Here is a 26,531-nt window from a genome sequence, read left to right on the forward strand (position 1 = left end):
TACGCGACGGCTCAGCGGATCTCGTCCGGCGTCACCGTCACCCACCGCTTGTCGGCGGTCACCTTCTGGCCCAGCTCCTTCTGCCGCTTCGCCCCGTCCGCCTTCATCGCGTCCAGCTCCTTCATGTAGCTGTCCTTGCGGTTGACCCACACCCGCACGCCGCCGTGCGCCACGTCCACCGAGCGGAACAGCATCGGCCCGTCGCTCTTCGGGGTGTCCCCGGCGGCGAGGACCGGCTTCTTCCAGGCGTCGATGTACGTGCTGATGGCGGCGGGCTTGCCCTCGTACCAGGTCGCGGGCGCCCACAGCTTCGGCGTCAACTCCCGGTTCTCCAGGGCCTTCTGGTCGAACGTCCCGGCGGCGATCTCCTTGCGCGAACTCGTCACGTCACCCGTCTTGCGGTCCTTCAGGAGCGCGGCCACCCCGAGGACGTTCTCCGGCTTCACGTCGTAGCCGTACTTCGGATCGGCCAGCACCATGCGGACGAGGTCCTCGCTCGCGGCGCTCACCACGTACACCTCGATGCCGTGCGAGCGCAGCGCGTGGTACAGCTCGCGCATCCCCTCCGAGAACTCCGGCGGCTTCGCGCCGCCCGGCAGCGGCTTGTCGTACGCGAGCAGCTCGTCGACCCAGCCCTTGAGCTGCTTGAGCGTGAACCCGGAGAAGATCTGCGCGGCCCACGGGTAGCAGACCTGGTCGTCGACCTCGCACAGCCGGTTGTAGTACTCGGTGAGCGTCTCCTTGTGGTCCGCCGTGTCCTTGAAGGGGATCACCTTCAGCGACGGGTCCATGGTGTCCCGCGTCAGGACGCCCTTCTGCTCCAGGAACGGCAGCAGCGACTCCTCCAGGTCGTTGCGGTACGTCGTGTTGTCCGCGTCGAACGTCGCGTACGCGCCCTTCTCGCCCTCGTGCGCCGCCACGACCCGGGCGAGCTGCTTCGCCTGCGCCCGCGGCCAGTGCTTCAGCTGGGCGGCGACGGTCCGCGCCGTCGCGTCCCGACCGGTGGCGGCCGTCGCCTCGGTGTCCGGCCACAGCACGGTGGTGGCGAGCGCCGCGGTGAGGGCGGCGCCCACGGCACCGGCGACGAGGGGCTTCTTGCGCAGGGAGTTCTTTCTGGCTTCGGTCACGGCGCGCCACACTAGAGCCACCGGCCGCCGATTCCCATGATCGAGGTCACCGTCCGTGACCGGCATGCGACCGCCGGGCGCGGGTAGATGTCCGGCTCGCATACGGAGTCGGTGTCCGGCTCGCATACTGGAGGCATGAGCAACGGCTCCCAGGAGTTCGTGCGCGCGACGCCACGGCCCGGCGGCCCGATCGTCTCGGCGGTCGGCTATCGCACCCGCGGCCTGCCTCCCGCGCTCCACCGCGGCCTGCCCTCTCCGTACCTCACGGTGATCTTCACCCTGGACGAGCCGGTCGTCGGCGGCCACACCCCCGAGGAGGCCCTGGGCCCCGACGCGGTCCGCACCGACATCGTCGTGGGCGGCCTGCACCAGCGCCCCGAGTACATCGCCCAGTCCGGCTCCGAGGCCGGCATCCAGCTCGCCGTGCACCCCCTGGCCGCCCGCGCGCTGCTCGGCGTCCCCGCGGCCGAACTCGCGGGGCCCGTCGCCGTCGAGGGCACGGACGTGCTCGGCCGGACGGCGGCCCACGTGCGCGAGGAGCTGGCCGAACTCGACGACTGGCGGGCCCGGTTCGACCTCGTCTCCGGCTATCTGGCGCGGCGGACGGCGGACGACCCGCTGGCCGGCGTGCGCCCCGAGGTCGCCGAGGCGTGGACCTGGCTCGCCCGGCACCGCGGCGCCGGCACCCTGAAGGGGCTCGCCGCGCACGTCGCCCTCAGCGAGCGCCGCCTCACCACGCTGTTCCGCGCCGAGACGGGCCTCGCCCCCAAGCAGGCCGCCCGCCTGATGCGGTTCCAGCACGCGAAGGCCGCCGTCGTCCGCGCCGTGGCGGCGGGCGCCCCGCCGGACCTGTCCCGCGTCGCCGCCGAGCACGGCTACTGCGACCACTCGCACCTGGTCCGCGACTTCCGCCAGTACACGGGCCTGAGCCCGACCGGGTGGATCGCCGAGGAGTGCCGAAACATCCAAGCCGGGGGACACCACAACGGCGAAGACTCGGAGCCATGAACACCACACAGAGCACCCAGCAGACCCCGCGCGAGCCCGCCGTCTGGCCCACTCTCCAGGCGAACGACGCGCCCGCGCTCATCGACTTCCTCGTGAACACCGTCGGCTTCCTGCGCACCGCCGTCTACGAGGACGGCGACCGCGTCGCCCACGCCCAGCTCGACTGGCCCGAGGGCGGCGGGATCATGCTCGGCTCCCACAAGCCGGACGCCGAGCCGGGCACCTGGTGCGTGAAGCCGGGCAGCTTCGGCGGCTACGTCGTGACCGCCCGGGTCGACGAGCTGTACGCCCGGCTCGTCGACGCGGGCGTCAAGATCCTCCGCGAGATCGAGGACCAGCCGTACGGCAGCCGGGAGTTCGCGATCGTCGACCCGGAGGGCAACCTGTGGTCCTTCGGCACGTACGCGGGCGAGCCGCGGCCCACGTCCTGACCTTCAGGACCTGACCTTCAGGAGCAGCACCGTCCGCGCGGCGACGGTGACCGTGGCGCCGGCCTCGTGCAGCACGTCCGGCGCCGCGCCCTGCTCCTCCTCGCCGGTGTCCACCACCACCTCGTACGAGCGGGCCCAGGGCTCGCCCGGCAGCACGAAGCTCTCGGCCCGGTCGCCCGCGTGCAGGATCGCGAGGAAGCTGTCGTCGCGCACCGGCTCGCCGCGCGCGTCGCGGCCGGGGATGTCGCGCCCCGACAGATACATGCCGACCGTGCCGGCGGGCGCGTACCAGTCGCCCTCCGTCATCTCGGTGCCGCGCGAGGTGAACCAGGCGAGGTCGCGCAACCCGTCCGCCGAGTGCGCCCGGCCGGAGAAGAAGGCCCTCCGCCGCAGCACCGGGTGCGAATGGCGCAGCGCGACGAGCCGTGCGGTGAGCGCGAACAGCTCCCGGCAGCCGGGGTCGTCGAGCAGCGACCAGTCGACCCAGCTGATCTCGTTGTCCTGGCAGTACGCGTTGTTGTTGCCGCGCTGCGTGCGCCCGAACTCGTCGCCCGCGACCAGCATCGGCACCCCGGTCGAGAGCAGCAGCGTCGTCAGCAGGTTCCGCAACTGCCGTCTGCGCAGGGCCCGTACGCCCTCGTCGTCGGTCTCGCCCTCGACGCCGCAGTTCCAGGCACGGTTGTCGTGCGTGCCGTCCCGGTTGCCCTCGCCGTTGGCCTCGTTGTGCTTGCGCTCGTACGACACGAGGTCGCGCAGGGTGAAGCCGTCGTGCGCGGTGATGAAGTTGACCGAGGCGTAGGGGCGGCGCCCGCCCCACGCGTACAGGTCGCTCGAACCGGAGAGCCGGTACCCGAGGTCCCGTACGTCGGGCAGCGCACCGCGCCAGAAGTCGCGCACGGCGTCGCGGTAGCGGTCGTTCCACTCGGTCCACAGGGGCGGGAAGGAGCCGACCTGGTAGCCGCCCGAGCCCACGTCCCACGGCTCGGCGATCAGTTTCACGCGGCGCAGGACCGGGTCCTGTGCGATGACGGCGAGGAAGGGGGAGAGCATGTCGACGTCGTGCATGGAGCGGGCGAGCGCCGCCGCGAGGTCGAAGCGGAACCCGTCGACGCCCATCTCCGTGACCCAGTAGCGCAGCGAGTCCGTGATCAGCCTGAGCACCTGCGGCTGCACCACGTGCAGGGTGTTGCCGCAGCCCGTGTAGTCGGCGTAGCGCCGTGCGTCGTCCTGGAGGCGGTAGTAGCCGCGGTTGTCGATGCCCTTCAGGGACAGCATCGGGCCCAGCTCGCCGGCCTCCGCCGTGTGGTTGTAGACGACGTCGAGGATGACCTCGATGCCCGCGTCGTGCAGCGCCCGCACCATCCGCTTGAACTCGCCGACCTGCTGCCCGGCCGTGCCGGACGCCGCGTAGCCCGCGTGCGGGGCGAAGTAGCCGATGGAGTTGTAGCCCCAGTAGTTGCGCAGGCCCCGGCGCAGCAGATGGTCCTCGTGCGCGAACTGGTGCACGGGCAGCAGCTCCACCGCCGTCACGCCCAGCCTCACCAGGTGCTCGATCGCGGCGGGGTGCGCGAGCCCCGCGTACGTCCCCCTCAACTCCTCGGGTATGTCAGGGTGTTGGCGGGTGAAGCCGCGCACGTGCAGCTCGTAGATCACCGAGTCCGCCCACGGCGTCTTCGGCCGCCGGTCGTCCACCCACTCGTCACCGGACGCGTCGTCGTGCACGACCACGCCCTTGGGGACGTACGGCGCCGAGTCCCGGTCGTCGCGCACCGTGTCGGCGACATGCTGCTCGGGCCAGTCCCGGACATGCCCGTACACCTCGGGCGGAAGGCCGAACTCGCCGTCCACGGCCCGCGCGTACGGGTCGAGCAGCAGCTTCGCCGGGTTCCAGCGGGCGCCCGTCCACGGGTCCCAGCGGCCGTGCACCCGGAACCCGTAGCGCTGACCCGGCAGTACTCCCGGTACGAAGCCGTGCCAGATCTCGTGCGTCAACTCGGTGAGCGGGGCCCGGCGTTCGCGGCCCTCCTCGTCGAACAGGCACAGCTCGACGGATTCGGCGCCGCCCGCCCACAGCGCGAAGTTGGTGCCCGCGACGCCGTCCGGGCCGACCCGGTACCGGGCGCCGAGCGGCACGGGCGTGCCCGGCCACACCGGCTCCAGAGGGGACACGCGCTCCCGCTCGCGGCCGCGACCGGTGAACGGGGCAGGCAGCGCTCTGCCGTTGCCCCCGCGCGGCGCGCTCTGAACTGCCTCCTGCTCGGGTGCGCTCGACACCTGACGGCCTCCCGCGGCTCCACGGATCCTGGGCAGCGGGGCGTGCGGCGTCCCGGCCGCGCTCGCCCTGCTTCCTCCCACTGTTCTGCCCAGAGCTTCGCTCGCACTCACGTTTCCCCAGCGGGGGGCACGTCGTTGCCCTTGGCGTGAACAGAGCTGTGAGGCGTGCGCGGCACGCAGGGGCGACGCTGGGCGCCGTACTGACCTGGGCGGGACTGATGGGCGCGCTCGCCGGATGCGGGGGCGGCGACACGGTGTTCGGCAAGCCGCGGTCCGCGAAGGAGCTGATCCGGGTCTCGCCCGAGAACGGGGCGAAGGGAGTGCGGGGACGACTCCAGGTCGCGGTCTCCGAGGGCCGGTTGGAGTCGGTCAAGGTCGTCAGGGTCCAGGACGCCGAGGAGCACGCCGTACCGGGCCGCCTGGAGCGGGACGCGATGCGCTGGCGCCCCACGGGCCCGGGCGCGGACCGCCTCGCGCTCGCCGCGCAGTACAAGGTCGACGCGGTCGCGGTCGACGGCCACGGGCGCAGGGTGGCCCGGCACACCACGTTCAGGACGTACGTCCCCGACAAGCGCTTCATCGGCTATGTCACGCCCGAGCACCAGGCCCGGGTCGGCACCGGCATGATCGTGAAGGTCGCGTTCAACCGGGAGATCGAGAACCGGGCCGCCGTGGCGCGCGCGATCAGGGTGACCGCGGAGCCCGGCGTGGAGATCGCCCCGCACTGGTTCGGCAGGAACCGCCTCGACTTCCGGCCGGAGCGCTACTGGAAGCCCGGCACGAAGGTCACGGTCGACCTGGGCCTGCGCGACGTACAGGCGGCGCCGGGCGTCTACGGCCTCCAGGACAAGGCGTTCACGTTCACGGTCGGCCGCAGCCAGGTCAGCGTGGTGGACGCGGCGGCGCACACCATGAAGGTGCGCAGGAACGGCAAGGTGGTGGACACGGTGCCGATCACGGCGGGCGCGCCGGGCTCGACGACGTACAACGGGAGGATGGTCGTCAGCGAGAAGCTCGCCGTCACCCGCATGGACAGCCGCACGGTCGGCTTCGGCGGCGAGTACGACATCCCCGACGTGCCGCACGCCATCCGGCTCACCGACTCCGGCACCTTCCTGCACGGCAACTACTGGTCGGGCGGCGTCTTCGGCCGCAGCAACGTCAGCCACGGCTGCGTGGGCCTGCGCGACGTGAAGGGCGGCGGCTCGGGTACGCCGGCGGGCCGGTTCTTCGACGGCAGCCTGATCGGCGACGTGGTGGAGGTCAGGAACAGCGCGGACAAGAAGGTCGCTCCGGACAACGGGATGGGTGGCTGGAACATGGACTGGGCGCGCTGGAAGGCCGGGGGAGCGCTTACGCGATAGCCGAAAGTCGGGCATCCTCCCCGCTGTTGGGACGAAACGGTGACATCCCTGGGGATCCGTTTCCCCAGGTCGTGTGGTTATCTTTCGCAGTGCGCGCGTGCAGGCGCGGTAGTGCGGGCCTTGGGGCAAGGCCGTGCGAGGGGAGAAAGATCTTGAACGGGCGACGACCGATATCCGCGGCTCTGCTGGGGGCGGCACTCTTCCTTGTCACCGCGTGCGGGGGCGGCGGTGGTTCAGGCGACGACAAGGGGACATCCGGCAAGGCGGCCGCGGCGAAGAAGGAGTCGCAGGCCGTCGTGACGGTGGCCCCCAAGAACGGCGCCGACGACGTCGCGACCAAGGGGGCCCTCGAGGTCACCGCGGACAAGGGGAAGCTGACCGAGGTGAAGGTCGCCGACACCAAGGGCAACGAGGTGGAGGGCGCGATCACCGACGGTGGCAAGAGCTGGGCCCCGGCGCGGCACCTCGCCGCCTCGACCGAGTACAAGGTGCACGCGGTCGCCAAGGACAAGGAGGGCCGCGAGTCCGCCAAGGACTCCACGTTCACCACGCTCACGCCGAAGAACACCTTCATCGGCACGTTCACCCCGGAGGACGGCACCAAGGTCGGCGTCGGCATGCCGTTCTCGGTCCGCTTCTCGCGCGGCATCACGCACCCGGAGGACGTCGAGAAGGCGATCTCGGTCAAGGCCGAGCCGTCCGTCCCGGTCGAGGGCCACTGGTTCGGCAACGACCGCATCGACTTCCGCCCGGAGAAGTACTGGGCGAAGGGCACCAAGGTCACCGTCAAGATGAACCTGGACGGCGTCGAGGGCCGACCCGGTGTCTACGGCAAGCAGGTCAGGACCGTGAAGTTCACCGTCGGCCGCAGCCAGATCTCCACCGTCGACGCCAAGACGCACATGATGACCGTCAAGCGCGACGGCAAGACCATCAAGAAGATCCCGATCACCACGGGCAAGCCGGGCTACGAGACGTGGAACGGCACGATGGTCATCAGCGAACGCCTTCGGGTGACCCGTATGAACGGCGAGACGGTCGGCTACGGCGGCGAGTACGACATCAAGGACGTCCCGCACGCCCAGCGCCTGACCGACTCCGGCACGTTCATCCACGGCAACTACTGGGGCGGCGGCACCTTCGGCAACGTCAACTCCAGCCACGGCTGCATCGGCCTGCGCGACGTCCGCGGCGGCTACGACAAGAAGGTCCCGGCGGCCTGGTTCTTCGACCAGTCGATGACCGGGGACGTGGTGGTGGTCAAGAACACCCACGACAAGAAGGTGGACCCGGGCAACGGCCTGAGCGGCTGGAACATGTCGTGGGCGGACTGGAAGAAGTGACGAAGCGCACCGCGCTCGCCCGGGTGAACGGCCGCTAACCTGCGGACATGACCGTTCACCTTGAAGTAGCCGACGGCGTCGGGACCATCCGTCTGGACCGCCCCCCGATGAACGCCCTGGACATCGCCGTCCAGGACCGCATCAAGGAACTCGCGGAGGAGGCCACGACCCGGGACGACATCCGGGCCGTGGTGATCCGCGGCAGCGAGAAGGTGTTCGCGGCCGGCGCGGACATCAAGGAGATGCGCGAGATGGACCACGCGGCCATGGTCGCGCGCTCCCGCGGGCTGCAGGACTCGTTCACCGCGGTCGCCCGCATCCCGAAGCCTGTCGTCGCCGCCGTCACCGGCTATGCGCTCGGCGGCGGCTGCGAGCTCGCGCTGTGCGCCGACTTCCGGATCGCCGCCGACAACGCCAAGCTCGGGCAGCCGGAGATCCTGCTCGGCCTGATCCCCGGCGCGGGCGGCACCCAGCGTCTCTCCCGGCTCGTCGGCCCCTCCAAGGCCAAGGACCTGATCTTCACGGGCCGCCAGGTGCGGGCCGACGAGGCGCTCGCGCTCGGGCTCGTCGACCGGGTGGTCCCGGCCGCCGAGGTCTTCGACGCCGCGAACGCCTGGGCCGGGCAGCTCGCCAAGGGACCCGCGATCGCCCTGCGCGCGGCGAAGGAGTCGATCGACACGGGCCTGGAGACGGACCTCGACACGGGCCTGGCGATCGAACGCAATTGGTTCGCAGGCCTGTTCGCCACGGAGGACCGGGAGACCGGGATGCGCAGCTTCGTCGAAGAGGGCCCGGGGAAGGCGAAGTTCGCCTGACGCCCGCTCCGGGGGCCGCCGAACGTGCCGTCAAATGCCTTGCGGGCAAGCCCAGTTGATCAGTTCGCTCGTTCGGGGAGCATTATCCGAACCTTAAGCGAACCTTAAGCGCGTTCGGCGGCAAACGATCAACGGCGACGCGTACGCCACGCGTTTCCGCAGCTCATCGCGGGTGTCCAGGCCCCTGTACTGCCAAAGGCATATGCCAAAACAGCCCTCCGGAACGAAGCGTTCCGGGGGGCTTATTCCGTCGGAACGGCCCCACGGGGGGCTCCATGGCCCCATCATGGAGGCATGGCGGGGCTTGAGGGTGTGGAACAACCGCGGCGGCACGCGAGTGCGACCGCGGCGCGCTGGTCTCCCGCGGTCGAGGACGAACACGCCCTGAGGGCACTGGAGTTGTTCGGAAACCCGGCCGAGGCGGAGGTGTCGCTGCCGTCGCGCCCCGAATCGGCCGCGACCGCGCGGCGGCTCGCGCAGGTCGTCGTCCTGCGCCACTGGGGCCTCTCCCCGAAAATGACCGAGGACGGCGTCCTGCTCGTCTCCGAACTCGTCGGCAACGCGGTGCGGCACACCGGCGCCCGCCACTTCGGCCTGCGCATGCTGCGCCGCCGCGGCTGGATCCGCATCGAGGTGCGCGATCCGTCCCGCGGACTGCCCTGCCTGATGCCGGTGCACGAGATGGACATCTCGGGGCGCGGCCTCTTCCTCGTCGACAAGCTCTCCGACCGCTGGGGCGTCGACCTGCTGCCGCGCGGCAAGACGACCTGGTTCGAGATGCGCGTCGCCGACCGCTGACCGGCCCCCTTCCGCACGGCCTCGTACGCTGGGCTTGAGTCTCCACCCACTGGAAGGCCCAGACTCCTCGACATGATCGACGACGGCCCGCAGCTGCTCACGATCGGACAACTGGCGCGCCGCACCGGCCTCACGGTGCGCACCATCCGGTTCTGGTCCGACGAGGGCGTCCTGCACCCCGTGACCCGCAGCGAAGGCGGCTACCGGCTCTACGACGCCGAGTCCGTCGCCCGCCTCGAGCTGATCCACACCCTGCGCGAGCTGGGCCTCGGCCTGGCCGACGTACGGAAGATCCTCTCCGGGGAGCGGGACATCGCGTCCGTCGCCGCCGCGCACGTGGCGGCGCTCGACGCGCAGATCCAGCTGCTGCGGCTCAACCGGGCCGTGCTGTCGACCGTCGCGAAACGGAATTCGAGCGCCGAGGAGATGGCCCTGATGAACAAGATGGCACGGCAGTCCACCGCCGAGCGCAAGCGGATCATGGACGAGTTCGCCGAGGAGATGCTGCACGGCCTGGACACCGTCGACCCCGTCGTCCGGGAGCGGATGCGAGGCATGAGCGCCGGCCTGCCGGACGAGCCGACGCCCGAGCAGGTCGACGCCTGGGTGGAGCTGGCGGAGCTGCTCCAGGACCCGCAGTTCAAGGCGCGCATGCGGCAGGCCGCCGAATACAACGCGGCGGACCGCACCCCCGAGGACACGGCCGGCTCGTCCATGCTGTTCCTGCGCAAGCTGGTCGCGCTCGCGGGCGACGCGGTGCGCGAGGGGATCGACCCGGAATCCCCGGAAGCGGAGCCCGTCCTCCGGGAACTGCTCGGCGACGCCGACCGCGCCGCCGTCCTCGACCGGCTGCTCGCCACCATGAACGACAAGGTGGCCCGCTACCGCGAGCTGCTCGGCGTCCTCAAGGGCGGCGCCCCCGAGCACCCGCACCGCGAGGAGTTCGCCTGGGTACTCGCCGCACTGCGCGCGCGGACTGCCAAGTAATCTGGCCCCCGTCAACACGACAGTACGAAAATCGAGGGGTGGCCCGGTGGCGGACATCGAAGAAGCACGCAAGGCGTTCGAGCGGTTCGACGCGGACGGCGACGGCTTCATCACGGCGGCCGAGTACAAGAGCGCCATGGCGCAGATGGGCGACTTCAACGTCACGGACTCCGTGGCCGAGGTGCTCATCGCCGGGCAGGACGCCAACGGGGACAAGCGGCTCTCGTTCGACGAGTTCTGGGCGAACCTGAACAAGTGAGCCCTGGGTGGGGCGTGCGCGCGGCGCACGCCCCACCGGTGTCTCACGCCCCGGCGGCCCTGTTCACCGCCGACAGGACCGCCCGTACGGACGCCGCCAGGACGGACGTGTCCCGGCCCGCGCCCCACACCGGCACCCCGCCGACCCGGCACCGCGCGAACGCCACCGTCTCGGCCTCCCGCCCCGCCGTCAGCGCGTGCTGCCCGAAGTCCAGCACGTCCACGTCCCGGCCGGCCGCCGCCAGCGCGTCCGTGAAGGCCGCCAGCGGACCGTTGCCCTTGCCCTCCAACTCCCTTGCCGCGCCGTCCACTTCGAGCACGCACGTGAAGCGGTGCACCGCGCCGTCCTGCCGCGCCGACCAGCCGTCGGCCAGCGCCACCGGCCCGGTGACGTCCAGATAGGCCGAACGGAACAGCGCGTACAGCTCGTCCGGCGTCGCCTCCCGGCCGCTGTCGTCGGTCGCCTCCTGCACGATCCGCGCGTACTCGGGCCGCAGCTCCCGCGGCAGGTCGACGCCGTGGTGCTCCTTGAGCAGATACGCCATCCCGCCCTTGCCGGACTGCGAGTTGACCCGGATCACCGCCTCATAGGTGCGCCCCACATCGGCCGGGTCGATCGGCAGGTACGGCACGTCCCACGGACCGTCCGGGTGCGCGGCGCGGTGCGCGAAACCCTTGGAGATGGCGTCCTGGTGGGTGCCGGAGAAGGCGGTGTACACGAGCTCGCCGCCGTACGGATGCCGTGGGTGCACCGGCAGCCGGTTGCAGTGCTCGACGGTCTCGCGCACCGCGTCGATGTCCGAGAAGTCGATCATCGGGTCGACGCCCTGCGCGTACAGGTTCATCGCCAGGGTCACCAGGTCGACATTGCCCGTCCGCTCACCGTTGCCGAACAGGCAGCCCTCCACGCGCTGCGCGCCCGCGAGGACGGCCAGTTCGGCGCAGGCGACGCCGGTACCGCGGTCGTTGTGCGGATGCACGGAGAGGACGACGGACCCGCGGCGGTCCAGGTGGCGGTGCATGTACTCGATCTGGTCGGCGTACACGTTCGGCGTCGCGACCTCGACGGTCGTCGGCAGATTGTGGGTGACGGGGCGGTCGGGGCTCGCGTCCCACAGCCCGGTCAGCCCGTTGCAGACCTCCAGCGCGAAGTCCGGTTCGGTGAGGTTGAAGGTCTCCGGGGCGAACTGGAAGCGGATGTGCGCGTCGGGGCGGGCGTCGGCCAGGCGGGCCATGAGTGCGGCGGCCTCGTCGACGGTCCGCCGGATCTCGGCCCGCGTCATGCCGAGGACGACGTCGCGCCAGGTGGGGGAGGTCGGGATGTACAGATGCACGACGGCGCGCGGCAGCCCCTCGATGGACGCGAAGGTGCGCTCGATCAGCTCCGGCTTGGCCGGGGTGAAGACGACGGGCGTGACGTCGTCGGGCACGGCGCCCGCCGCGACCTGCCCCGCCAGATGCCGCACGAAGTCGAAGTCCGTCCGGCTGGCCGACGGATAGCCGACCTCGATCTCCTTGAAGCCCATCCCGACCAGCAGGTCGAAGAAGCGGCGCTTGCGGTCGGTGTCCATCGGTTCGGCGAGCGCCTGGTTCCCGTCCCGCAGATCGACGGGCACCCACAGTGGCGCCTCGGTGATCTCCTTCGACGGCCAACTCCGGTCGGCGAGCGGGACGTTGGCGACCCGCTCGTGGTGCGGCCGGTAGCGGTGGTACGGCATCGGTCCCGGGCTCTGCGGATTCCAGCGGTACATGGTGGATCGGGCCTTCCTCGGTGCGGTCGTGACGGTGACCGACCGGCAGCACGGCACCCCGCGGCGGGGTGCCGGTCGCGTCAGGCCCCGCCGCGGCAGCCGAGAAGCAGGAGTCCGCGGAACATGCCCGATACACTAGCCACACCTCAGGTCCTCAGACAAGTACTCCTCAGACAAGTTGGTGATCCCGTGTCGTCGCCGGCCGGCCCGCTCCGCCCCAGCCCCCTCGTCGAACAGGCCGCCGAGCGCCTCCGCGCGCAGATCGCGGACGGTGTCTGGCCGGTCGGCACCCGCCTCCCCGGCGAGACCACCCTCGCCAAGGAACTCGGCGTCGGCCGCTCCACCGTCCGCGAGGCCCTGCGCGCGCTCACGGGGCAGGGCATGCTGCGGCCCAAGCAGGGCGCGGGCGTCTTCGTGACCGCGCTGCGCCCCGTCGAGGACTGGCCGACCCGGCTGCGCCGCGCGGCGGTCGCCGACGTCTACGAAGTCCGTACGCTCCTGGAGATCCAGGCCGCACGCCTCGCCGCCGAGCGCCGCACGGACGAGGACGTCGCGGCGATGCGCACCGCGCTCGAAGCGCGCAGGGCGGCGGCGGGCGGCCCCGGCGACGCGTTCGTCGACGCCGACATCGCCCTCCACGCCACGGTCGTCGCGGCCGCCCACAACCCCGTCCTCGCCGACCTCTTCACCGAGTTCGCCCCGGCCCTGCGCCAGGCCCTGATCGACCTGCTGGCGCTGGTGGACGTACGCGGCACGGAGCAGGACCACGGCGACGCGGCGCACGCGGAACTGGTGGCGGCGGTCATGGAGGGGGACGCCGAGGCGGCGGGACAGGCGGCCCGGGACGAACTCGCGCTGATCCAGGGCAAGTTGGCGCCGCGGGAATAGCTCCCGGGAACTCCCGGTTCGCAGTCGACATACGTACGTGCGTGAATCCGGCGACCCCGAAGGGCAAGGGCACGACATGAAGATCGGCATCATCGGCGCGGGCAACATCGGTGGCAACCTCACCCGGCGCCTCACCGCCGTCGGCCACGACGTCCACGTGGCCAACTCCCGCGGCCCGCACACGCTCACCACACTCGCGGACGAGACCGGCGCCACCCCCGCAACCATCGAGGAAGCGGTCCGCGACGCGCAGGTCGTCGTCGTCACGATCCCGCTCAAGGCGGTGCCGAAACTGCCGAAGGGCTTCCTCGACGCCGCGGCCCCCGACGTGGCGGTCATCGACACCGGCAACTACTACCCGCAGCAGCGCGACGGGAGGATCGCCGGGATCGAGGACGAGGGCCTGACCGAGAGCCGCTGGACGGAACGCCAGATCGGCCACCAGGTGATCAAGGCCTTCAACGGCACCTACGCCCACGACATCCTCGACAAGCCCCGCCCCGTGGGCGACCCGGCCCACGTGGCCCTCCCGGTCGCGGGGGACGACGCGGCGGCCAAGCGGGTCGTCACCGCGCTCCTCGACGAGATCGGCTTCGACACCGTGGACACCGGCGGCCAGGACGACTCGTGGCGCCAGCAGCCCGGCACCCCCGTCTACGGCATGGCCGCCGACGCGGCCACCGTCCGCAAGGCGCTGGACTCGGCGTCCCCGCAGCGCACGGCGGAGTGGCGCGCCTGACCGCCGGCTTCCGTCAGACGCCGCCCGCCCACTCGTACAGGGCGTCCTTGCTCTCGAAGTCGGCGACGTTCTTGTCGAGCGGGCTGTCGGTGTACTGGTGGATCGCCCAGTCCGCCTTGATGCGGGGCTTCCCGGCACTGACGTAGTCGGCGATCCAGAGGCCGTCGCCGGCGTAGGACGTCGTGTCGATATTGAGCCAGAAATTCCGGTTTGCGTAGAGAAGCACCCGGTGATTGGGCCGCAGCCGCTTCACCTCGCGGATGAACTTGTCCTTCTCCGCGTTGCTCGCGTGCGTGCCCTCGCCGGTCGTCTCCCAGTCGACCGCGAGCAGGTCGCCCACCTTTTCCGGGGACTTGCTGACGAAGTACTCGGCCTGCGCCTTCAGGTTCCCCGGCCACAGGAAGTGGTAGAAGCCGACGACGCAGTGCGCGTCACGGGCCCGCTTCGTCTGCGCGGCCAGGCGCGGGTTGACGTACGAGCGCCCCTCCGTCGCCTTGACGAAGACGAACGACAGGCCGTCCGTGTCGAACGTGGACTGGTGCGAGCTGACGTCGATGCCACGGATCATGCGGGCCTCCAGGTCGGTGGGGCGACGAGGTCGAACTTTCATCGTCCCTGATCCGGCCGCTCATGAGATCCCCTTTGCGTGGATCGGTGCCGACCGGTCGCGCCTCCCGTGGAGGCGATGCCTCCCCGATGTCACATGTGGAGCGGGGTGATCCGTCGGGTCTGGTGGACCCTTCTGGAGGAGTGCAGCATGTTCAGCGTCTATGTCGTCGTCACCGTTCTCGCCGCCGTCGTCTTCGGGGCGGCCGCCGCCGGGAACCTCGCCGGGCACTCGTATCCCAAGGCTCAGGCCGACAAGCTGGGGGTGCCGCGCGCGTGGATTCCGTGGCTCGGGACCGCGCTCGGGGCCGGTGCGCTGGGGCTCGTCGCCGGGTTCGTGGTGCCGTGGCTCGGGATCGCCGCCGCGGCGGGGCTGGTGCTGTACTTCGTCGGGGCGTTCGGTGTGCATCTGCGGGTCGGGGACCGGAGTTACGGGGCGTGGTCGGTCTGTTGCGCACTCGCCGTGGCGGCCCTGGTCCTGAGGGTCACTGTCTAGCGTTCGAGGTTTCGGACAGCCCAATCTTGGAACGCGCTTTACCGCGGAGACGCAACTGGCGGAGCCCCTGTGCCTGTCTGACAGGGAGCTGGGGCGGACTCGGAGAGTGGAGCAGGTCGTGGGACGGAACAGGGGCAGCGGCATAGGGATCGCGCTGGCGACGGTCGCGGTGCTGGTGGGCGCGAGCGCCTGTGGCGGTGGCGGCGAGGGCAAGCAGGCCGACGCGCCGGCGTCGGCGAAGACCAGCGCGAAGCCCTCGCCGACCAAGCCCAAGGGCCCGCCGATGCTCCTGGAGACGATCACCCCGCAGACCGACGCCAAGGTCGGCGTCGCCATGCCGGTCTCCGTGGTCTTCACCAACCCGGTGGCGGCGAAGGCTCGTGCGAACGTCGAGAAGCACATGAAGGTGAGCACGTCGCAGCCGGTCGAGGGCGCCTGGCACTGGTTCGGCGACAAGCGCGCCGACTGGCGCCCCAAGACGTACTGGCCCTCCGGTACGAAGGTGAAGGTCGACGCCGACATGAAGGGCGTCGGCAACGGCAACGGTCGCTACGGCGTGCACGGCTACACGCACACCTTCACGGTCGGCGACGACGTGCGCGCCGATGTCTCCGTGCCCGGCCACACCCTGAAGGTCACGAAGAACGGCAAGGCCGTGCGCACGCTGTCGATCAACGCGGGCAGCTCCGAGTACCCGACCTGGAACGGCACGATGGCCGTCATCGACAAGCAGAAGAAGGTCCACATGACCTCCTGCAGCGTCGGCATCAGCTGCGACAAGGGCAGCCCCAATTACTACGACCTGACGCTGCCCTGGGACGTTCACCTCACCCAGTCCGGCACGTACGTCCACTACTCGACCGGTGACCCGAACCCGGGCAGCGGCAGCGCCCGCGGCTCGCACGGCTGCGTCCACCTGTCGATGTCCGACGCCAAGTGGTTCTACAACCAGGTCAAGCAGGGCGACCCGGTGACGATCACCGGTTCGCCCCGCGCCAAGGCCCCCGCCGACAACGGCTACGCGGCCTTCAACCTGAGCTGGGACGACTGGCTCGCGGGGAGTGCGTCGGGCGCCGGGAAGAGCGCCGCCCTCTAGCGCCCGACTCGTCCCCCCGAAGGGGACCGCTCAGCACTCGATGATGTTCACCGCGAGGCCGCCCCGCGCCGTCTCCTTGTACTTCACCGACATGTCCGCGCCGGTGTCCCGCATCGTCTTGATGACCTTGTCCAGGGACACCTTGTGCGAGCCGTCGCCGCGCAGCGCCATCTTCGCGGCCGTGACCGCCTTGACCGCCGCCATGCCGTTGCGCTCGATGCACGGGATCTGGACGAGGCCGCCGACGGGGTCGCAGGTCAGGCCGAGGTTGTGCTCCATGCCGATCTCGGCCGCGTTCTCCACCTGCTCGGGGGAGCCGCCGAGGGCCTCGGCGAGCGCGCCCGCCGCCATCGAGCAGGCGGAGCCGACCTCGCCCTGGCAGCCGACCTCGGCGCCGGAGATGGAGGCGTTCTCCTTGAAGAGCATGCCGATGGCGCCCGCGGTGAGGAGGAGGCGGATCACGCCGTCCTCGTCGGCGCCGGGCACGAAGTTCACGTAGTAGTGCAGGACCGCCGGGATGATGCCGGCCGCGCCGTTCGTCGGGGCGGTGACGACCCGGCCGCCCGCCGCGTTCTCCTCGTTCACGGCCATCGCGTAGAGGGTGATCCACTCCATGGCGTGCGCCACGGGGTCGCCCTCGGCGCGCAGCTTGCGGGCCGAACTCGCCGCGCGGCGGCGGACCTTGAGGCCGCCGGGCAGGATGCCCTCGTGGGACATGCCGCGCGAGACGCAGGCCTGCATGACGCGCCAGATGTCGAGGAGCCCGGAGCGGATCTCGTCCTCCGTGCGCCACGCCTTCTCGTTCTCCAGCATCAGGGCCGGGATGGACAGGCCGGTCTCCTGCGTGAGGCGGAGCAGCTCGTCGCCGGTGCGGAAGGGGTACTTGAGGACGGTGTCCTCGGGGACGATCGGGTTCTCGCCCTCGACCGCGTCTTCATCGACGACGAAGCCGCCGCCCACCGAGTAGTACGTCTTGGTGAGCAGCTCCTTGCCGTCGGCGGCGTACGCCCACAGCGTCATGCCGTTCGCGTGGTACGGGAGGGCCTTGCGGCGGTGCAGGACGAGATCGTCGTCGTAGGAGAACGGGATCTCGTGCGCGCCGAGCAGATTGAGGAGACCTTTCTCCTTGATCGTCTCTACGCGTTCGTCCGCCGTCTCGACGTCGACGGTGCGCGGCGAGTCGCCCTCCAGACCGAGCAGCACCGCCTTGGGGGTGCCGTGCCCGTGTCCGGTCGCGCCCAGGGAGCCGTAGAGCTCGGCGTGGACGGAGGAGGTGTGGGCCAGCAGGCCCTCGTTCTTCAGGCGCCGCGCGAACATGCGGGCCGCGCGCATCGGGCCGACCGTGTGCGAGCTGGACGGGCCGATGCCGATCGAGAACAGGTCGAAGACCGAGATGGCCACGGTGGGACTCCAAAGGTGGGTGGTAGACGCCGTTGTCTGCCGGACGAGCAAGAGTGCGGTGGAAGCGGCCGGGGCACCGCGCTCACTGTTTCCTTCTGGTTCCAGTGTGCGTGGTGCCCCGGTAGGACGTATGTACGCAAGGGTACGTAATCCGGGCCGAAGGGCCGTGGCTGCTACAGGCCCGGGTACAGCGGGTGCTTGTCGGCCAGGGCGGTCACCCGGGCCTTGAGCGCCCCCGCGTCGTACGACGGCTGGAGGGCGAGCGCGATGACGTCGGCGACCTCGCGGAAGTCGTCGGCGCCGAAGCCGCGCGTGGCCAGTGCGGGCGTGCCGATCCGGAGGCCCGACGTGACCATCGGCGGGCGCGGGTCGTTCGGGACCGCGTTGCGGTTGACCGTGATGCCGACCTCGTGGAGGCGGTCCTCGGCCTGCTGGCCGTCGAGCTCCGACTCGCGCAGGTCGACGAGGACCAGGTGCACGTCGGTGCCGCCGGACAGGACGTTGACGCCCGCCGCGCGGGACTCCGGGGTCGTCAGACGCTCGGCGAGGATCCGGGCGCCCTCGATCGTGCGCTCCTGTCGCTCCTTGAAGTCCTCGCTCGCCGCGACCTTGAAGGAGACGGCCTTGGCCGCGATCACGTGCTCGAGCGGACCGCCCTGGAAGCCCGGGAAGACCGCCGAGTTCAGCTTCTTCGCGAAGTCCTTGTTGCGGGCGAGGATGATGCCGCCGCGCGGACCGCCGAGCGTCTTGTGCGTCGTGGACGTGACGACGTCGGCGTACGGGACCGGGTTCGGGTGCAGGCCCGCGGCCACGAGGCCCGCGAAGTGCGCCATGTCGACCCAGAGGTACGCCTCGACCTCGTCGGCGATGCGGCGGAACTCGGCGAAGTCCAGCTGGCGCGGGTACGCGGACCAGCCGGCGATGATCACCTTGGGGCGGTGCTCCTTGGCGAGCCGCTCGACCTCGGCCATGTCGACCAGGCCGGCGTCGTCGACGTGGTACGGGACCACGTTGAACTGCTTGCCGGAGAAGTTCAGGCGCATGCCGTGCGTGAGGTGGCCGCCGTGCGCCAGGTCCAGGCCGAGGATGGTGTCGCCCGGCTTGGCGATGGCGAAGAGCGCGGCCTGGTTCGCGGAGGCGCCGGAGTGCGGCTGCACGTTCGCGTACTCGGCGCCGAAGAGCGCCTTCACGCGGTCGATGGCGATCTGCTCGGTGACGTCGACGTGCTCGCAGCCGCCGTAGTAGCGGCGGCCGGGGTAGCCCTCCGCGTACTTGTTGGTGAGGACCGAGCCCTGGGCCTCCATGACGGCGGCGGGAGCGAAGTTCTCCGACGCGATCATCTCGAGGGTCGACTGCTGGCGCTTCAGCTCGGCGTCGACCGCGACGGCGACCTCGGGGTCGAGCTCGTGCAGGGATTCGTTCAGTACGGACATCGGTGGGGTCAGCTCCCGGAGAACTCGGTGTACTCGTCGGCGGAGAGCAGGTCCTTGGGCTCGTCGCTGAGCCGGACCTTGAACAGCCAGCCGCCCTCGAACGGGGCGGAGTTCACGAGCGCCGGGTCGTCGACGACGTCCTGGTTGATCTCGGTGACCTCGCCGTTCACGGGGGAGTACAGGTCGGAGACCGACTTGGTCGACTCGAGCTCGCCACAGGTCTCGCCCGCGGTGACGGTGTCGCCGACCTCGGGGAGCTGGACGAACACGATGTCACCGAGCGCGTTGGCGGCGTGCTCCGTGATGCCGATGGTGGCGACGCCGTCCTCGACGGCGGAGAGCCACTCGTGCTCCTTGCTGTAACGCAGCTGCTGGGGGTTGCTCATGATGCGAATTCTCCTGTACGCGGGAAGGTGCTGGTGACGGAGGGGGCGCCCGGACGGGCGGGGGCTACTTCTGGCGCTTGTAGAACGGCAGGGCCACGACCTCGTACGCCTCGTGCGTGCCGCGGATGTCGACGCCGACGCCGGCCGTGCCGGGCTCCGCGTGGGCGGCGTCCACGTACGCCATCGCGATCGGCTTGCCGAGCGTCGGGGACGGGGCGCCGGAGGTGACCTCGCCGATCACCTGTCCTTCGGCGACCACGGACATCCCGGCGCGCGGGACGCGGCGGCCCTCGGCGATCAGGCCGACGAGCTTGCGGGGCGGGTTGGCCTCGGCCTTCGCCGCGGCGTCCTTGAGCGCGTCGTGGCCCACGAAGTCGTCCCCGTGCGACGTCTTCTCGAACTTCACGACGCGGCCTAGACCGGCGTCGAAGGGCGTGAGGGACGTCGACAGCTCGTGCCCGTACAGCGGCATGCCCGCCTCCAGGCGCAGCGTGTCCCGGCAGGACAGGCCGCAGGGGATCAGGCCGTACTCGGCGCCCGCCTCGGTCAGTGCCTGCCACAGCTTCTCGGCGTCGGCGGGGGAGACGAACAGCTCGAAGCCGTCCTCGCCGGTGTAGCCGGTGCGCGCGATGAGCGCCTGCACGCCTGCGACGGTGCCGGGCAGCCCCGCGTAGTACTTGAGGCCGTCCAGGTCCGCGTCCGTGACGGACTTCACGATCGCCGCGGAGTTCGGGCCCTGCACCGCGAGCAGCGCGTACGCGGCGTGGTCGTCGCGGACCTCGGCGTCGAAGCCGGCGGCGCGCTCGGTGAGGGCGTCGAGCACGACCTGCGCGTTGCCCGCGTTCGCGACCACCATGTACGTGGTCTCCTCCAGCCGGTACACGATCAGGTCGTCGAGGATCCCGCCGTCCTCGCGACAGATCATCGTGTAGCGGGCGCGGCCGTTGCCGACGGAGCCGATGTTGCCGACGAGAGCGTGGTTGAGCAGGTCCACGGCCCCCGGCCCGGACACCGTGATCTCGCCCATGTGGGAGAGGTCGAAGAGGCCGGCCGCCGTGCGCACGGCGTTGTGCTCGTCGCGCTCGCTGCCGTAGCGCAGCGGCATGTCCCAGCCGGCGAAGTCGGTCATCGTCGCGCCCAGCGAACGGTGCAGGGCGTCGAGTGCGGTGGTGCGGGTCATGGCTGGTGTGCTCCCGGTGGCATGACGGCGATGGCGGAGTCTCGGATCGCGCGCGAGACGTCCTCCCCATCTGTCATCGGAACCTGAGAGGTTCGCCCCGAGGGGGCTTGCACCTTGGGTGGGGGCGCCGTGTCACAAAGGCGCCCCACTTTTCAGATCTGCCTCGCCCGCGCGGTACGGGGCCTGAGAGATTCAAGGGAGGAACTTGCTCCTTCGGCGTCCGGGGACTCGTGGGTACCCGGAACTCTCCCGCGCGGATTCAAGCGGCCGGTATGCAGTTGCGCGCACATCATTGCATGCCCGTCCGACAGGGAAACCCCTTGAGGGGCATTACCTTCTCTTTACACTTGAGGGGCAAGGGTGACGTGACCGGAACGGGGAGGACGATCACGGTGCACAAGGCAGTGGCGGGGGCTTACGCGGTGTCGGCGTCGGCATCGGTGGTGGCGGGGGTCCGGATCCCCGGCCAGCGCTCGGTGCGCGACCTGCGCGGCCGCCGCGGGCACACCCCGCGCAGACTCGCCTTCGCGGCGGGCGACCTCGTCGTGCTCTCCGGCCTGCCCGGCAGCGGCAAGTCGACGCTGATGCGGCGGGCCGTCACCGAGATCCGGATCGACTCGCAGGACACCCGCGAGCGCTGGGCCGCGCGCATGCCGCGCTACCTGCCGTACGCGCTGTACCGCCCGCTGGTCCGCGTCGCGCACTATGTGGGGCTGCGCCGGGCGATGCGCTCGGGCGCGAGCGTCGTCGTGCACGACTGCGGTACGCAGGCGTGGGTGCGCCGCTGGGTGATCCGCACGGCGCGGCGGCGCGGCGTCGCCGTCCACCTGATGCTGCTCGACGTACCGGCGGACACGGCTCTCGAGGGGCAGCGGGACCGCGGCCGAGGAGTGTCCCGGTACGCCTTCGCCCGGCACCGCAGGGCGGTGGGCGCGCTCGTCAGCTCGACGGAGCGGGGGAAGCTGCCGGCCGGGATGGAGTCGGCGGTGCTGCTCGACCGGGCGGCGATGGAGGCGCTGGGAGGCATCACGTTCGGCGACTGACGCCGGGCCCCCGCGCAAGCGGACGGAACCGCACCGTGTCCAATTGTGTGTACGAGTTAAGGTCGGCGGGCACAGCAGCGGGCAGAACGGCAGAGGTTGATGGCAGTCATGGAGTTCCCAGGCACCCCGGAACCGGGTCACGGTCACGCCCAGGGGCACGAGGGCGGCTTCGGCCACCCCGCGCAGGGCTGGCCGGCCAACGAGTTGGAGGAGGTCCTCGCCGCGGCCCTCGGTCAGGAGGCGGGGAGTTCGGCGGGTGGCCGAATAGTCGAGGTCCTCGGCCGCAGCCACGTGTGGATCCCGCTGCCCCGGGGCGGCTCGAACGCGAGCAGGGACCTCGACCTGCCGAGCCTGGAGATCGAGGGCCAGGCCTACGTCCCCGTGTTCAGCTCCGAGCAGCAGTTCATGGCGGTCACCGGTGGCCGGATGGACTGCACGATCGCCCCGGCCGTCGAGTTCGCGCGCGGGCTTCCGCCGCAGGTCGGCATCGCCGTGAACCCGGACGGGACGGTGGGTGTGCCGCTGCCGCCGCCGGCCGTCGCCGAGCTGGCCCGCAGCGGTCGCACGGCGCTCGACGGCCCGGCGACCGGCGGCCGTGTGGTGCTGAGCGAGCCCGACTGGCAGGTCGACCCGATGGACTTCCTGGCCGCGGTGCGCGAGGAGTTCGAGGGGCTCGGCACGGTGCTGAGCGCGCGGCGCTGCCTCGCGACCGTGGAGGACGCGGAGCCGTCCCTCTTCATCGGCGTGGAACTGGCGCAGGCCGTGAGCGCGCCGAGCGGCGCGGGGGACCTTCCGCTGGACGCGCTGGGGCGGGCGCTGGGCCGTGCGCCGGTGCCCTGGGCCGTCAACCTGGTGTTCCTGGACGTGACACAGGACCCGGTCGCGGACTGGCTGCGTACACACGTACGGCCGTTCTACGTACGAGAAGGGTGACGGCGTCCGTCAAGTCGGTGTCAGTATCGCCGCTTAAGCTGGTTTCATGACGTGACCGGTCGGCGCTTCGCTTTCCGGCCACGTGTGGAACACGGACGTCTTTGAAGAGCCGAAGGGGCGGTTACGGGTGAGTGCGTCGGGCACGGGCGCGGCCAATGGGGCCTCCCCTGGTCGAGCGGAGCCGAGACCTTGGGGAAAGGTCGAGCACATGCTGCGCCAGGTGACGCCGGGACGCTACGACGCGTACGAGGCGCTCCTCAAGGCCCTCGCCGACCCCGCGGCCGGGCAGGTCTGGATGCTGCTCTGGCACGGCCAGGCCGGCTCCCCGGACGCCCAGTACGGGAACATGGAGGTGGACGGCTTCAGTTACGCCCCGTGCGTCACCTCCGCGCAGGAGCTCTCCGCCTCCGGCTGGTCGCGGGCGTACGAGGTGGTGAGCGGCGTCGACGCGGCGCGCACGCTCTACCCGGACCACTACGGGCTCTGGCTGAATCCGCACGCGCCGGGCGGCGGTGTCGGCATCCCGTGGCTCGATCTGCGGCGCATCGCGGGCGGCCTGGACCGGCAGCCGGCGGGCCCCCTCAGGCTCTCCGAGCCGACGATCGAGATCCCGCAGTTCTACGCGACCCTGACGCAGAACGCGCATCGCACGACGGCGATCCGCTCCCTGCGCCGCGCCTGGGTCCAGCCCACGCTGGGCGCGCCCTATCTCGCCATCGGCCTGGACGTCTACGACACGTCCCCGGCGTCCGTGGACGCGGTCCGGGCGATGATGCAGCAGTCCATCCCGGCGGTCCCCGAGGGCCTTCCGGTCTCCACGGTCGCGATGTCGGACGAGTACGACCCCGTGGCCATGTGGCTCCGCCAGGCGCGCCCGTTCTACGACCGGGAGGCGCATGCGGCGCCGCCGGCTCCGGCCGGTGGGGGCTACGGTTTTCCGCCGCCGTACGGGGCGACGTACTGAAAAGCTTGTCCTCAGACGCCGGACGGGCTGGAGAATTCCAGCCCGTCCGGCGTTTGGTCGTTTACGACCCAACTCGCCCGGTCAAAGGTGGGGTTCGACCACTTGTGACCCAACTGCCCACCGTCCGCCCCCCGTTCACGGCAGTCCGGATAACGGAACACCCCAGCCTGCATCACGTTTAGGCATCCTTTCGCCGTCAAGTCTGGCAACAGATCGCGCCCAGGTTGAAGACTCCCGCTCCAAGGGGGCTTCGCCTCTGTGTACGACGGACTGAACCACGCCGCCACAGCGGCAAGTGCGGGCCGGTCACCGCCGGTTGAGAGGGGTCCCTGCCACGATGACGGCACCATTGCACGACACGAGCGCAGAAGCGGAACCGAGCGCACCGGTCGAGCCTGTCAAGGGAGACGGAGAACGCAAGGTCGAGGGCCGGTCGCTCAAGCAGATCGCCTGGAGCCGGCTCAAGCGCGACAAGGTCGCCCTCGGCGGTGGCATCGTTGTCGTACTCCTCGTCCTGGTCGCGGTCTTCGCTCCGCTCATCGTCAGCCTGCTCGGCCACCCGCCGAACGAGTTCCACCAGGACAAGCTGGACGAGCTGACGAACCTGCCCAAGGGCGCCCTGGGCGGCGTCAGCGCCGAGCACCTCTTCGGCGTCGAGCCCAACAAGGGCCGCGACATCTTCAGCCGGATCGTCTACGGCACCCGCGTCTCGATGCTGGTCGCCTTCCTCGCCGCGGTCGTCGCCGTCGTGCTCGGCACCTTCTTCGGCATCATCGCCGGCTACTTCGGCGGCTGGGCCGACGCGGTGATCAGCCGCGTGATGGACGTGCTGCTCTCCTTCCCGCAGCTGCTGTTCATCATCTCCCTGGTCTCCGTCCTCCCCAACGACCTGCTCGGGCTGACCGGCAGCGGCGTGCGCATCATGATCCTGATCATGGTGATCGGCTTCTTCGGCTGGCCGTACATCGGCCGGATCGTGCGCGGCCAGACGCTCTCGCTGCGCGAGCGGGAGTACGTGGAGGCGGCACGCAGTCTCGGCGGCGGACCCCGGCACATCCTCTTCCGCGAGCTGCTGCCGAACCTGGTGGCGCCCATCACCGTCTACACCACGCTGATGATCCCCACCAACATCCTCACGGAGGCGGCGCTCAGCTTCCTCGGCGCCGGTGTCCGGCCGCCGACCGCCTCGTGGGGCGGCATGCTGCGGGACGCGCTCGGCACGTACGAGCACGACCCGATGTTCATGGTCTTCCCTGGCGTGGCGATCTTCATCACCGTGCTGGCCTTCAACCTCTTCGGGGACGGCCTGCGCGACGCGCTCGACCCCAAGGGCACCCGATAGACCCCGTTCACCGCCCCTGCCGTCCCGTCAGGAGCACTCCCTGTATGGCCCCGCGGCCGCAAGGCCGCGGACCGCGAATCCCGGAGGATGCGAGAAGAATGCCCAAAGGTTTCCAGAGTCGACGGATGATGGCCGCCGCCGCCCTCGTGGCCGCGTCGGCGCTCACCGTCACCGCCTGCGGCGGTGGCGACGACAGCGACAACGAGTCGAAGGGCGCCGGCTACAACGCCGCCATAGGCAAGATCGCCAACAAGTCGACCACAAAGGGCGGCACGCTCCGCATGGTCGCCAAGCAGGACCTGGACAGCTTTGACCCGCAGCGCGCCTACTTCGGCATGGCGTGGGACTTCATGCGCTTCTACAACCGCACCCTGGTGACGTACGACACCAAGCCGGGCGCCGCGGGCAACGCGCTGGTCCCCGACATGGCGAAGGGCATGGCCGAGGTCTCCGACGACGGCAAGACCTACACGTACAAGCTGCGCGACGGGCTCACCTGGGAGGACGGCTCGAAGCTGACCTCCAAGGACATCAAGTACGGCATCGAGCGCATCTGGGCGGACGACGTCATCACCGGCGGTCCGGTGTACCTGAAGCAGGCGCTCGACCCCAAGGGCGAGTACAAGGGCCCGTACAAGGACAAGTCGAAGGACAAGCTCGGCCTCAAGGCCATCGAGACGCCCGACGACAACACCATCGTCTTCCATCTGCCGCAGCCCAACAGCGACTTCGAGCAGATGCTCGCCATGCCGTCCGGCTCCGCCGTGAAGCAGTCGGCGGACACGCGGGAGAAGTACACGACCAAGCCGCTGTCCAACGGTCCGTACAAGGTCCAGTCGCACAAGGCGAACAAGTCGATCGTGCTGGTCCGCAACAAGGCGTGGAAGAAGGCCTCGGACCCGAACAACCCCGCGCTGCCGGACAAGATCACGGTCGCGATCAACAAGAATCTCGAAGAGAACGACAAGAACCTGATGGCCGGCGAGTACGACGTCGACCTCAACGGCACCGGCATGACCCAGTCCGGCCGGACCACCGCCGTGACGGACAACAAGGGCGACGTCGACAACATGCAGACGCCGTTCGTCCGTTACGTGGCCCTGGTCACCACGACCAAGCCGATGGACAACGTCGACTGCCGCAAGGCCGTCTTCTACGCCACCGACTTCAAGAGCCTGCAGCAGACGCGCGGTGGCGAGGTCGCGGCCGGCAAGATCGCCAACAACCCCTTCCCGAAGGCGGTTCCGGGCCACGACGACAGCTACGACCCGTACGGCGTGGTGGAGCGCAAGGGCAAGCCGGACCTGGCCAAGGCCAAGGACGCGCTGAAGAAGTGCGGCAAGCCGAGCGGCTTCTCGACCGTGCTGACCGCGCGCAGCGACCAGCCCGGTGAGGAGGACGCCGCCGAGGCGCTCCAGGAGCAGCTGGGCAAGGTCGGCATCAAGCTGACCATCGACACCTTCTCCGGTGCCGACGCCTCCTCCATCTCCGGCGACCTGAAGAAGGTCAAGGAGCGCGGCTACGGCATGACGATGAGCGGCTGGGGCCCGGACTTCAACACCGGACAGGGCTTCGGCCAGCCGCTGTGGGACAGCCGCTTCATCCAGAAGACCGGCAACTACAACGAGTCGCAGATCGACGACCCGAAGATCGACAAGATGTTCGACGAGGCGCTGAAGACGACCGACAAGGCCGAGGCGAAGAAGATCTACACCGACATGGGTCACCGGATCCTCGACGAGGCCTACTGGATGCCGTTCATCTACGAGGCCAACATCACCTGGCGCGGGCCGCGTCTGACGAACGCCTACTCGGCTCCCGCCTGGAGCGGCCGCTACGACTACGCCAAGCTCGGCGTGACGAAGTAG

General features: G+C 70.4%; 25 protein-coding genes and 2 riboswitches. Of the genes, 17 read left to right on the forward strand and 8 right to left on the reverse strand.

Annotated elements, in window-relative coordinates:
* Positions 1-11 precede the first annotated feature (11 nt).
* Positions 12-1,127 carry an HAD family hydrolase gene (locus ACZ7L4_RS34865; protein WP_472108866.1) on the reverse strand — a complete coding sequence of 372 codons (1,116 nt, stop codon included), beginning with the start codon at positions 1,125-1,127 and terminating at the stop codon, positions 12-14.
* Between the two features lie 135 nt (positions 1,128-1,262).
* On the opposite strand from ACZ7L4_RS34865, the gene ACZ7L4_RS34870 reads away from it, so the two are divergent.
* Positions 1,263-2,135, forward strand: a complete 873-nt coding sequence (locus tag ACZ7L4_RS34870; protein ID WP_385769531.1) for an AraC family transcriptional regulator — start codon at positions 1,263-1,265, stop codon at positions 2,133-2,135.
* A complete protein-coding gene (locus ACZ7L4_RS34875; protein WP_472108868.1) occupies positions 2,132-2,566 on the forward strand; it encodes a VOC family protein in 435 nt (144 codons plus the stop codon). Before ACZ7L4_RS34870 ends, ACZ7L4_RS34875 begins: the two co-directional genes overlap by 4 nt.
* Positions 2,567-2,569: 3 nt before the next feature.
* Here the strand turns inward: ACZ7L4_RS34875 and glgX are convergent, their stop codons facing one another.
* The gene (gene glgX / locus ACZ7L4_RS34880; protein ID WP_472108869.1) at positions 2,570-4,840 is read right to left on the reverse strand and encodes a glycogen debranching protein GlgX; all 2,271 of its coding nucleotides are present in this window, start codon (positions 4,838-4,840) and stop codon (positions 2,570-2,572) included.
* A gap of 146 nt (positions 4,841-4,986) precedes the next feature.
* On the opposite strand from glgX, the gene ACZ7L4_RS34885 reads away from it, so the two are divergent.
* From ACZ7L4_RS34885 to ACZ7L4_RS34910, 6 genes are all read left to right on the forward strand, one after another.
* The gene (locus ACZ7L4_RS34885) at positions 4,987-6,204 is read left to right on the forward strand and encodes a L,D-transpeptidase (RefSeq protein ID WP_472108871.1); all 1,218 of its coding nucleotides are present in this window, start codon (positions 4,987-4,989) and stop codon (positions 6,202-6,204) included.
* 152 nt (positions 6,205-6,356) lie between these two features.
* Entirely contained in the window at positions 6,357-7,547 is a 1,191-nt protein-coding gene (locus ACZ7L4_RS34890; protein ID WP_472108872.1) for a L,D-transpeptidase, read from the forward strand.
* Positions 7,548-7,594: 47 nt separating this feature from the next.
* Complete coding sequence (locus ACZ7L4_RS34895; protein ID WP_472108874.1) at positions 7,595-8,362, forward strand: enoyl-CoA hydratase/isomerase family protein; 768 nt, start codon at positions 7,595-7,597, stop codon at positions 8,360-8,362.
* Between the two features lie 189 nt (positions 8,363-8,551).
* Positions 8,552-9,160, forward strand: a complete 609-nt coding sequence (locus tag ACZ7L4_RS34900; protein ID WP_472109223.1) for an ATP-binding protein — start codon at positions 8,552-8,554, stop codon at positions 9,158-9,160.
* Positions 9,161-9,232: 72 nt separating this feature from the next.
* The gene (locus ACZ7L4_RS34905) at positions 9,233-10,147 is read left to right on the forward strand and encodes a helix-turn-helix domain-containing protein (RefSeq protein WP_472108876.1); all 915 of its coding nucleotides are present in this window, start codon (positions 9,233-9,235) and stop codon (positions 10,145-10,147) included.
* Between the two features lie 46 nt (positions 10,148-10,193).
* Positions 10,194-10,406 (forward strand): EF-hand domain-containing protein, encoded by a 213-nt coding sequence (locus ACZ7L4_RS34910; protein WP_457480441.1) that lies wholly within the window; start codon positions 10,194-10,196, stop codon positions 10,404-10,406.
* A 43-nt stretch (positions 10,407-10,449) separates the two neighbouring features.
* Here ACZ7L4_RS34910 and leuA read toward each other — a convergent pair whose 3' ends face one another.
* Positions 10,450-12,156, reverse strand: coding sequence for a 2-isopropylmalate synthase (gene leuA, locus ACZ7L4_RS34915; RefSeq protein WP_472108878.1), 1,707 nt, complete (start codon positions 12,154-12,156; stop codon positions 10,450-10,452).
* Positions 12,157-12,345: 189 nt separating this feature from the next.
* Here leuA and ACZ7L4_RS34920 point away from each other — a divergent pair, with 189 nt between their 5' ends.
* Together ACZ7L4_RS34920 and ACZ7L4_RS34925 are read left to right on the forward strand one after the other, a co-directional pair.
* Positions 12,346-13,044 carry a FadR/GntR family transcriptional regulator gene (locus ACZ7L4_RS34920; protein ID WP_472108880.1) on the forward strand — a complete coding sequence of 233 codons (699 nt, stop codon included), beginning with the start codon at positions 12,346-12,348 and terminating at the stop codon, positions 13,042-13,044.
* A gap of 37 nt (positions 13,045-13,081) precedes the next feature.
* Positions 13,082-13,783 carry an NADPH-dependent F420 reductase gene (locus tag ACZ7L4_RS34925; protein ID WP_472108882.1) on the forward strand — a complete coding sequence of 234 codons (702 nt, stop codon included), beginning with the start codon at positions 13,082-13,084 and terminating at the stop codon, positions 13,781-13,783.
* 13 nt (positions 13,784-13,796) lie between these two features.
* Here the strand turns inward: ACZ7L4_RS34925 and ACZ7L4_RS34930 are convergent, their stop codons facing one another.
* On the reverse strand, positions 13,797-14,351 hold the full coding sequence (locus ACZ7L4_RS34930) for a glycoside hydrolase family 25 protein (protein ID WP_472109225.1): 555 nt from the start codon (positions 14,349-14,351) through the stop codon (positions 13,797-13,799).
* A 189-nt stretch (positions 14,352-14,540) separates the two neighbouring features.
* On the opposite strand from ACZ7L4_RS34930, the gene ACZ7L4_RS34935 reads away from it, so the two are divergent.
* Positions 14,541-14,885, forward strand: coding sequence for a DoxX family protein (locus ACZ7L4_RS34935; protein ID WP_472108884.1), 345 nt, complete (start codon positions 14,541-14,543; stop codon positions 14,883-14,885).
* A 118-nt stretch (positions 14,886-15,003) separates the two neighbouring features.
* The gene (locus tag ACZ7L4_RS34940) at positions 15,004-15,981 is read left to right on the forward strand and encodes a L,D-transpeptidase (protein WP_472108886.1); all 978 of its coding nucleotides are present in this window, start codon (positions 15,004-15,006) and stop codon (positions 15,979-15,981) included.
* Between the two features lie 30 nt (positions 15,982-16,011).
* Here the strand turns inward: ACZ7L4_RS34940 and ACZ7L4_RS34945 are convergent, their stop codons facing one another.
* The 4 genes from ACZ7L4_RS34945 to gcvT form a co-directional block, all read right to left on the reverse strand.
* A complete protein-coding gene (locus ACZ7L4_RS34945) occupies positions 16,012-17,382 on the reverse strand; it encodes an L-serine ammonia-lyase (RefSeq protein ID WP_472108887.1) in 1,371 nt (456 codons plus the stop codon).
* A gap of 173 nt (positions 17,383-17,555) precedes the next feature.
* A complete protein-coding gene (gene glyA / locus ACZ7L4_RS34950; protein ID WP_472108889.1) occupies positions 17,556-18,815 on the reverse strand; it encodes a serine hydroxymethyltransferase in 1,260 nt (419 codons plus the stop codon).
* An 8-nt stretch (positions 18,816-18,823) separates the two neighbouring features.
* Positions 18,824-19,201, reverse strand: coding sequence for a glycine cleavage system protein GcvH (gcvH, locus tag ACZ7L4_RS34955; protein WP_385769500.1), 378 nt, complete (start codon positions 19,199-19,201; stop codon positions 18,824-18,826).
* Between the two features lie 64 nt (positions 19,202-19,265).
* Positions 19,266-20,381: a glycine cleavage system aminomethyltransferase GcvT gene (gene gcvT / locus ACZ7L4_RS34960; protein ID WP_472108891.1), complete on the reverse strand. Its 1,116-nt coding sequence runs from the start codon at positions 20,379-20,381 to the stop codon at positions 19,266-19,268.
* A 60-nt stretch (positions 20,382-20,441) separates the two neighbouring features.
* A riboswitch (glycine riboswitch) is annotated at positions 20,442-20,543 on the reverse strand.
* Positions 20,544-20,643: riboswitch (glycine riboswitch) on the reverse strand.
* Between the two features lie 160 nt (positions 20,644-20,803).
* Between gcvT and ACZ7L4_RS34965 the strand changes: the two genes are divergently transcribed.
* The 5 genes from ACZ7L4_RS34965 to ACZ7L4_RS34985 all read left to right on the forward strand — a co-directional run bounded on the left by ACZ7L4_RS34965 (position 20,804) and on the right by ACZ7L4_RS34985 (position 26,531).
* A complete protein-coding gene (locus ACZ7L4_RS34965) occupies positions 20,804-21,424 on the forward strand; it encodes an AAA family ATPase (RefSeq protein ID WP_472109227.1) in 621 nt (206 codons plus the stop codon).
* Between the two features lie 108 nt (positions 21,425-21,532).
* The gene (locus tag ACZ7L4_RS34970; protein ID WP_472108893.1) at positions 21,533-22,357 is read left to right on the forward strand and encodes an enhanced serine sensitivity protein SseB; all 825 of its coding nucleotides are present in this window, start codon (positions 21,533-21,535) and stop codon (positions 22,355-22,357) included.
* Between the two features lie 127 nt (positions 22,358-22,484).
* Positions 22,485-23,321 carry an enhanced serine sensitivity protein SseB C-terminal domain-containing protein gene (locus ACZ7L4_RS34975; RefSeq protein WP_472108895.1) on the forward strand — a complete coding sequence of 279 codons (837 nt, stop codon included), beginning with the start codon at positions 22,485-22,487 and terminating at the stop codon, positions 23,319-23,321.
* Between the two features lie 337 nt (positions 23,322-23,658).
* Positions 23,659-24,663, forward strand: a complete 1,005-nt coding sequence (locus tag ACZ7L4_RS34980; RefSeq protein ID WP_472108897.1) for an ABC transporter permease — start codon at positions 23,659-23,661, stop codon at positions 24,661-24,663.
* 98 nt (positions 24,664-24,761) lie between these two features.
* Positions 24,762-26,531, forward strand: coding sequence for an ABC transporter substrate-binding protein (locus ACZ7L4_RS34985; protein ID WP_472108899.1), 1,770 nt, complete (start codon positions 24,762-24,764; stop codon positions 26,529-26,531).

The organism is Streptomyces sp. NPDC107575, assembly GCF_055657265.1.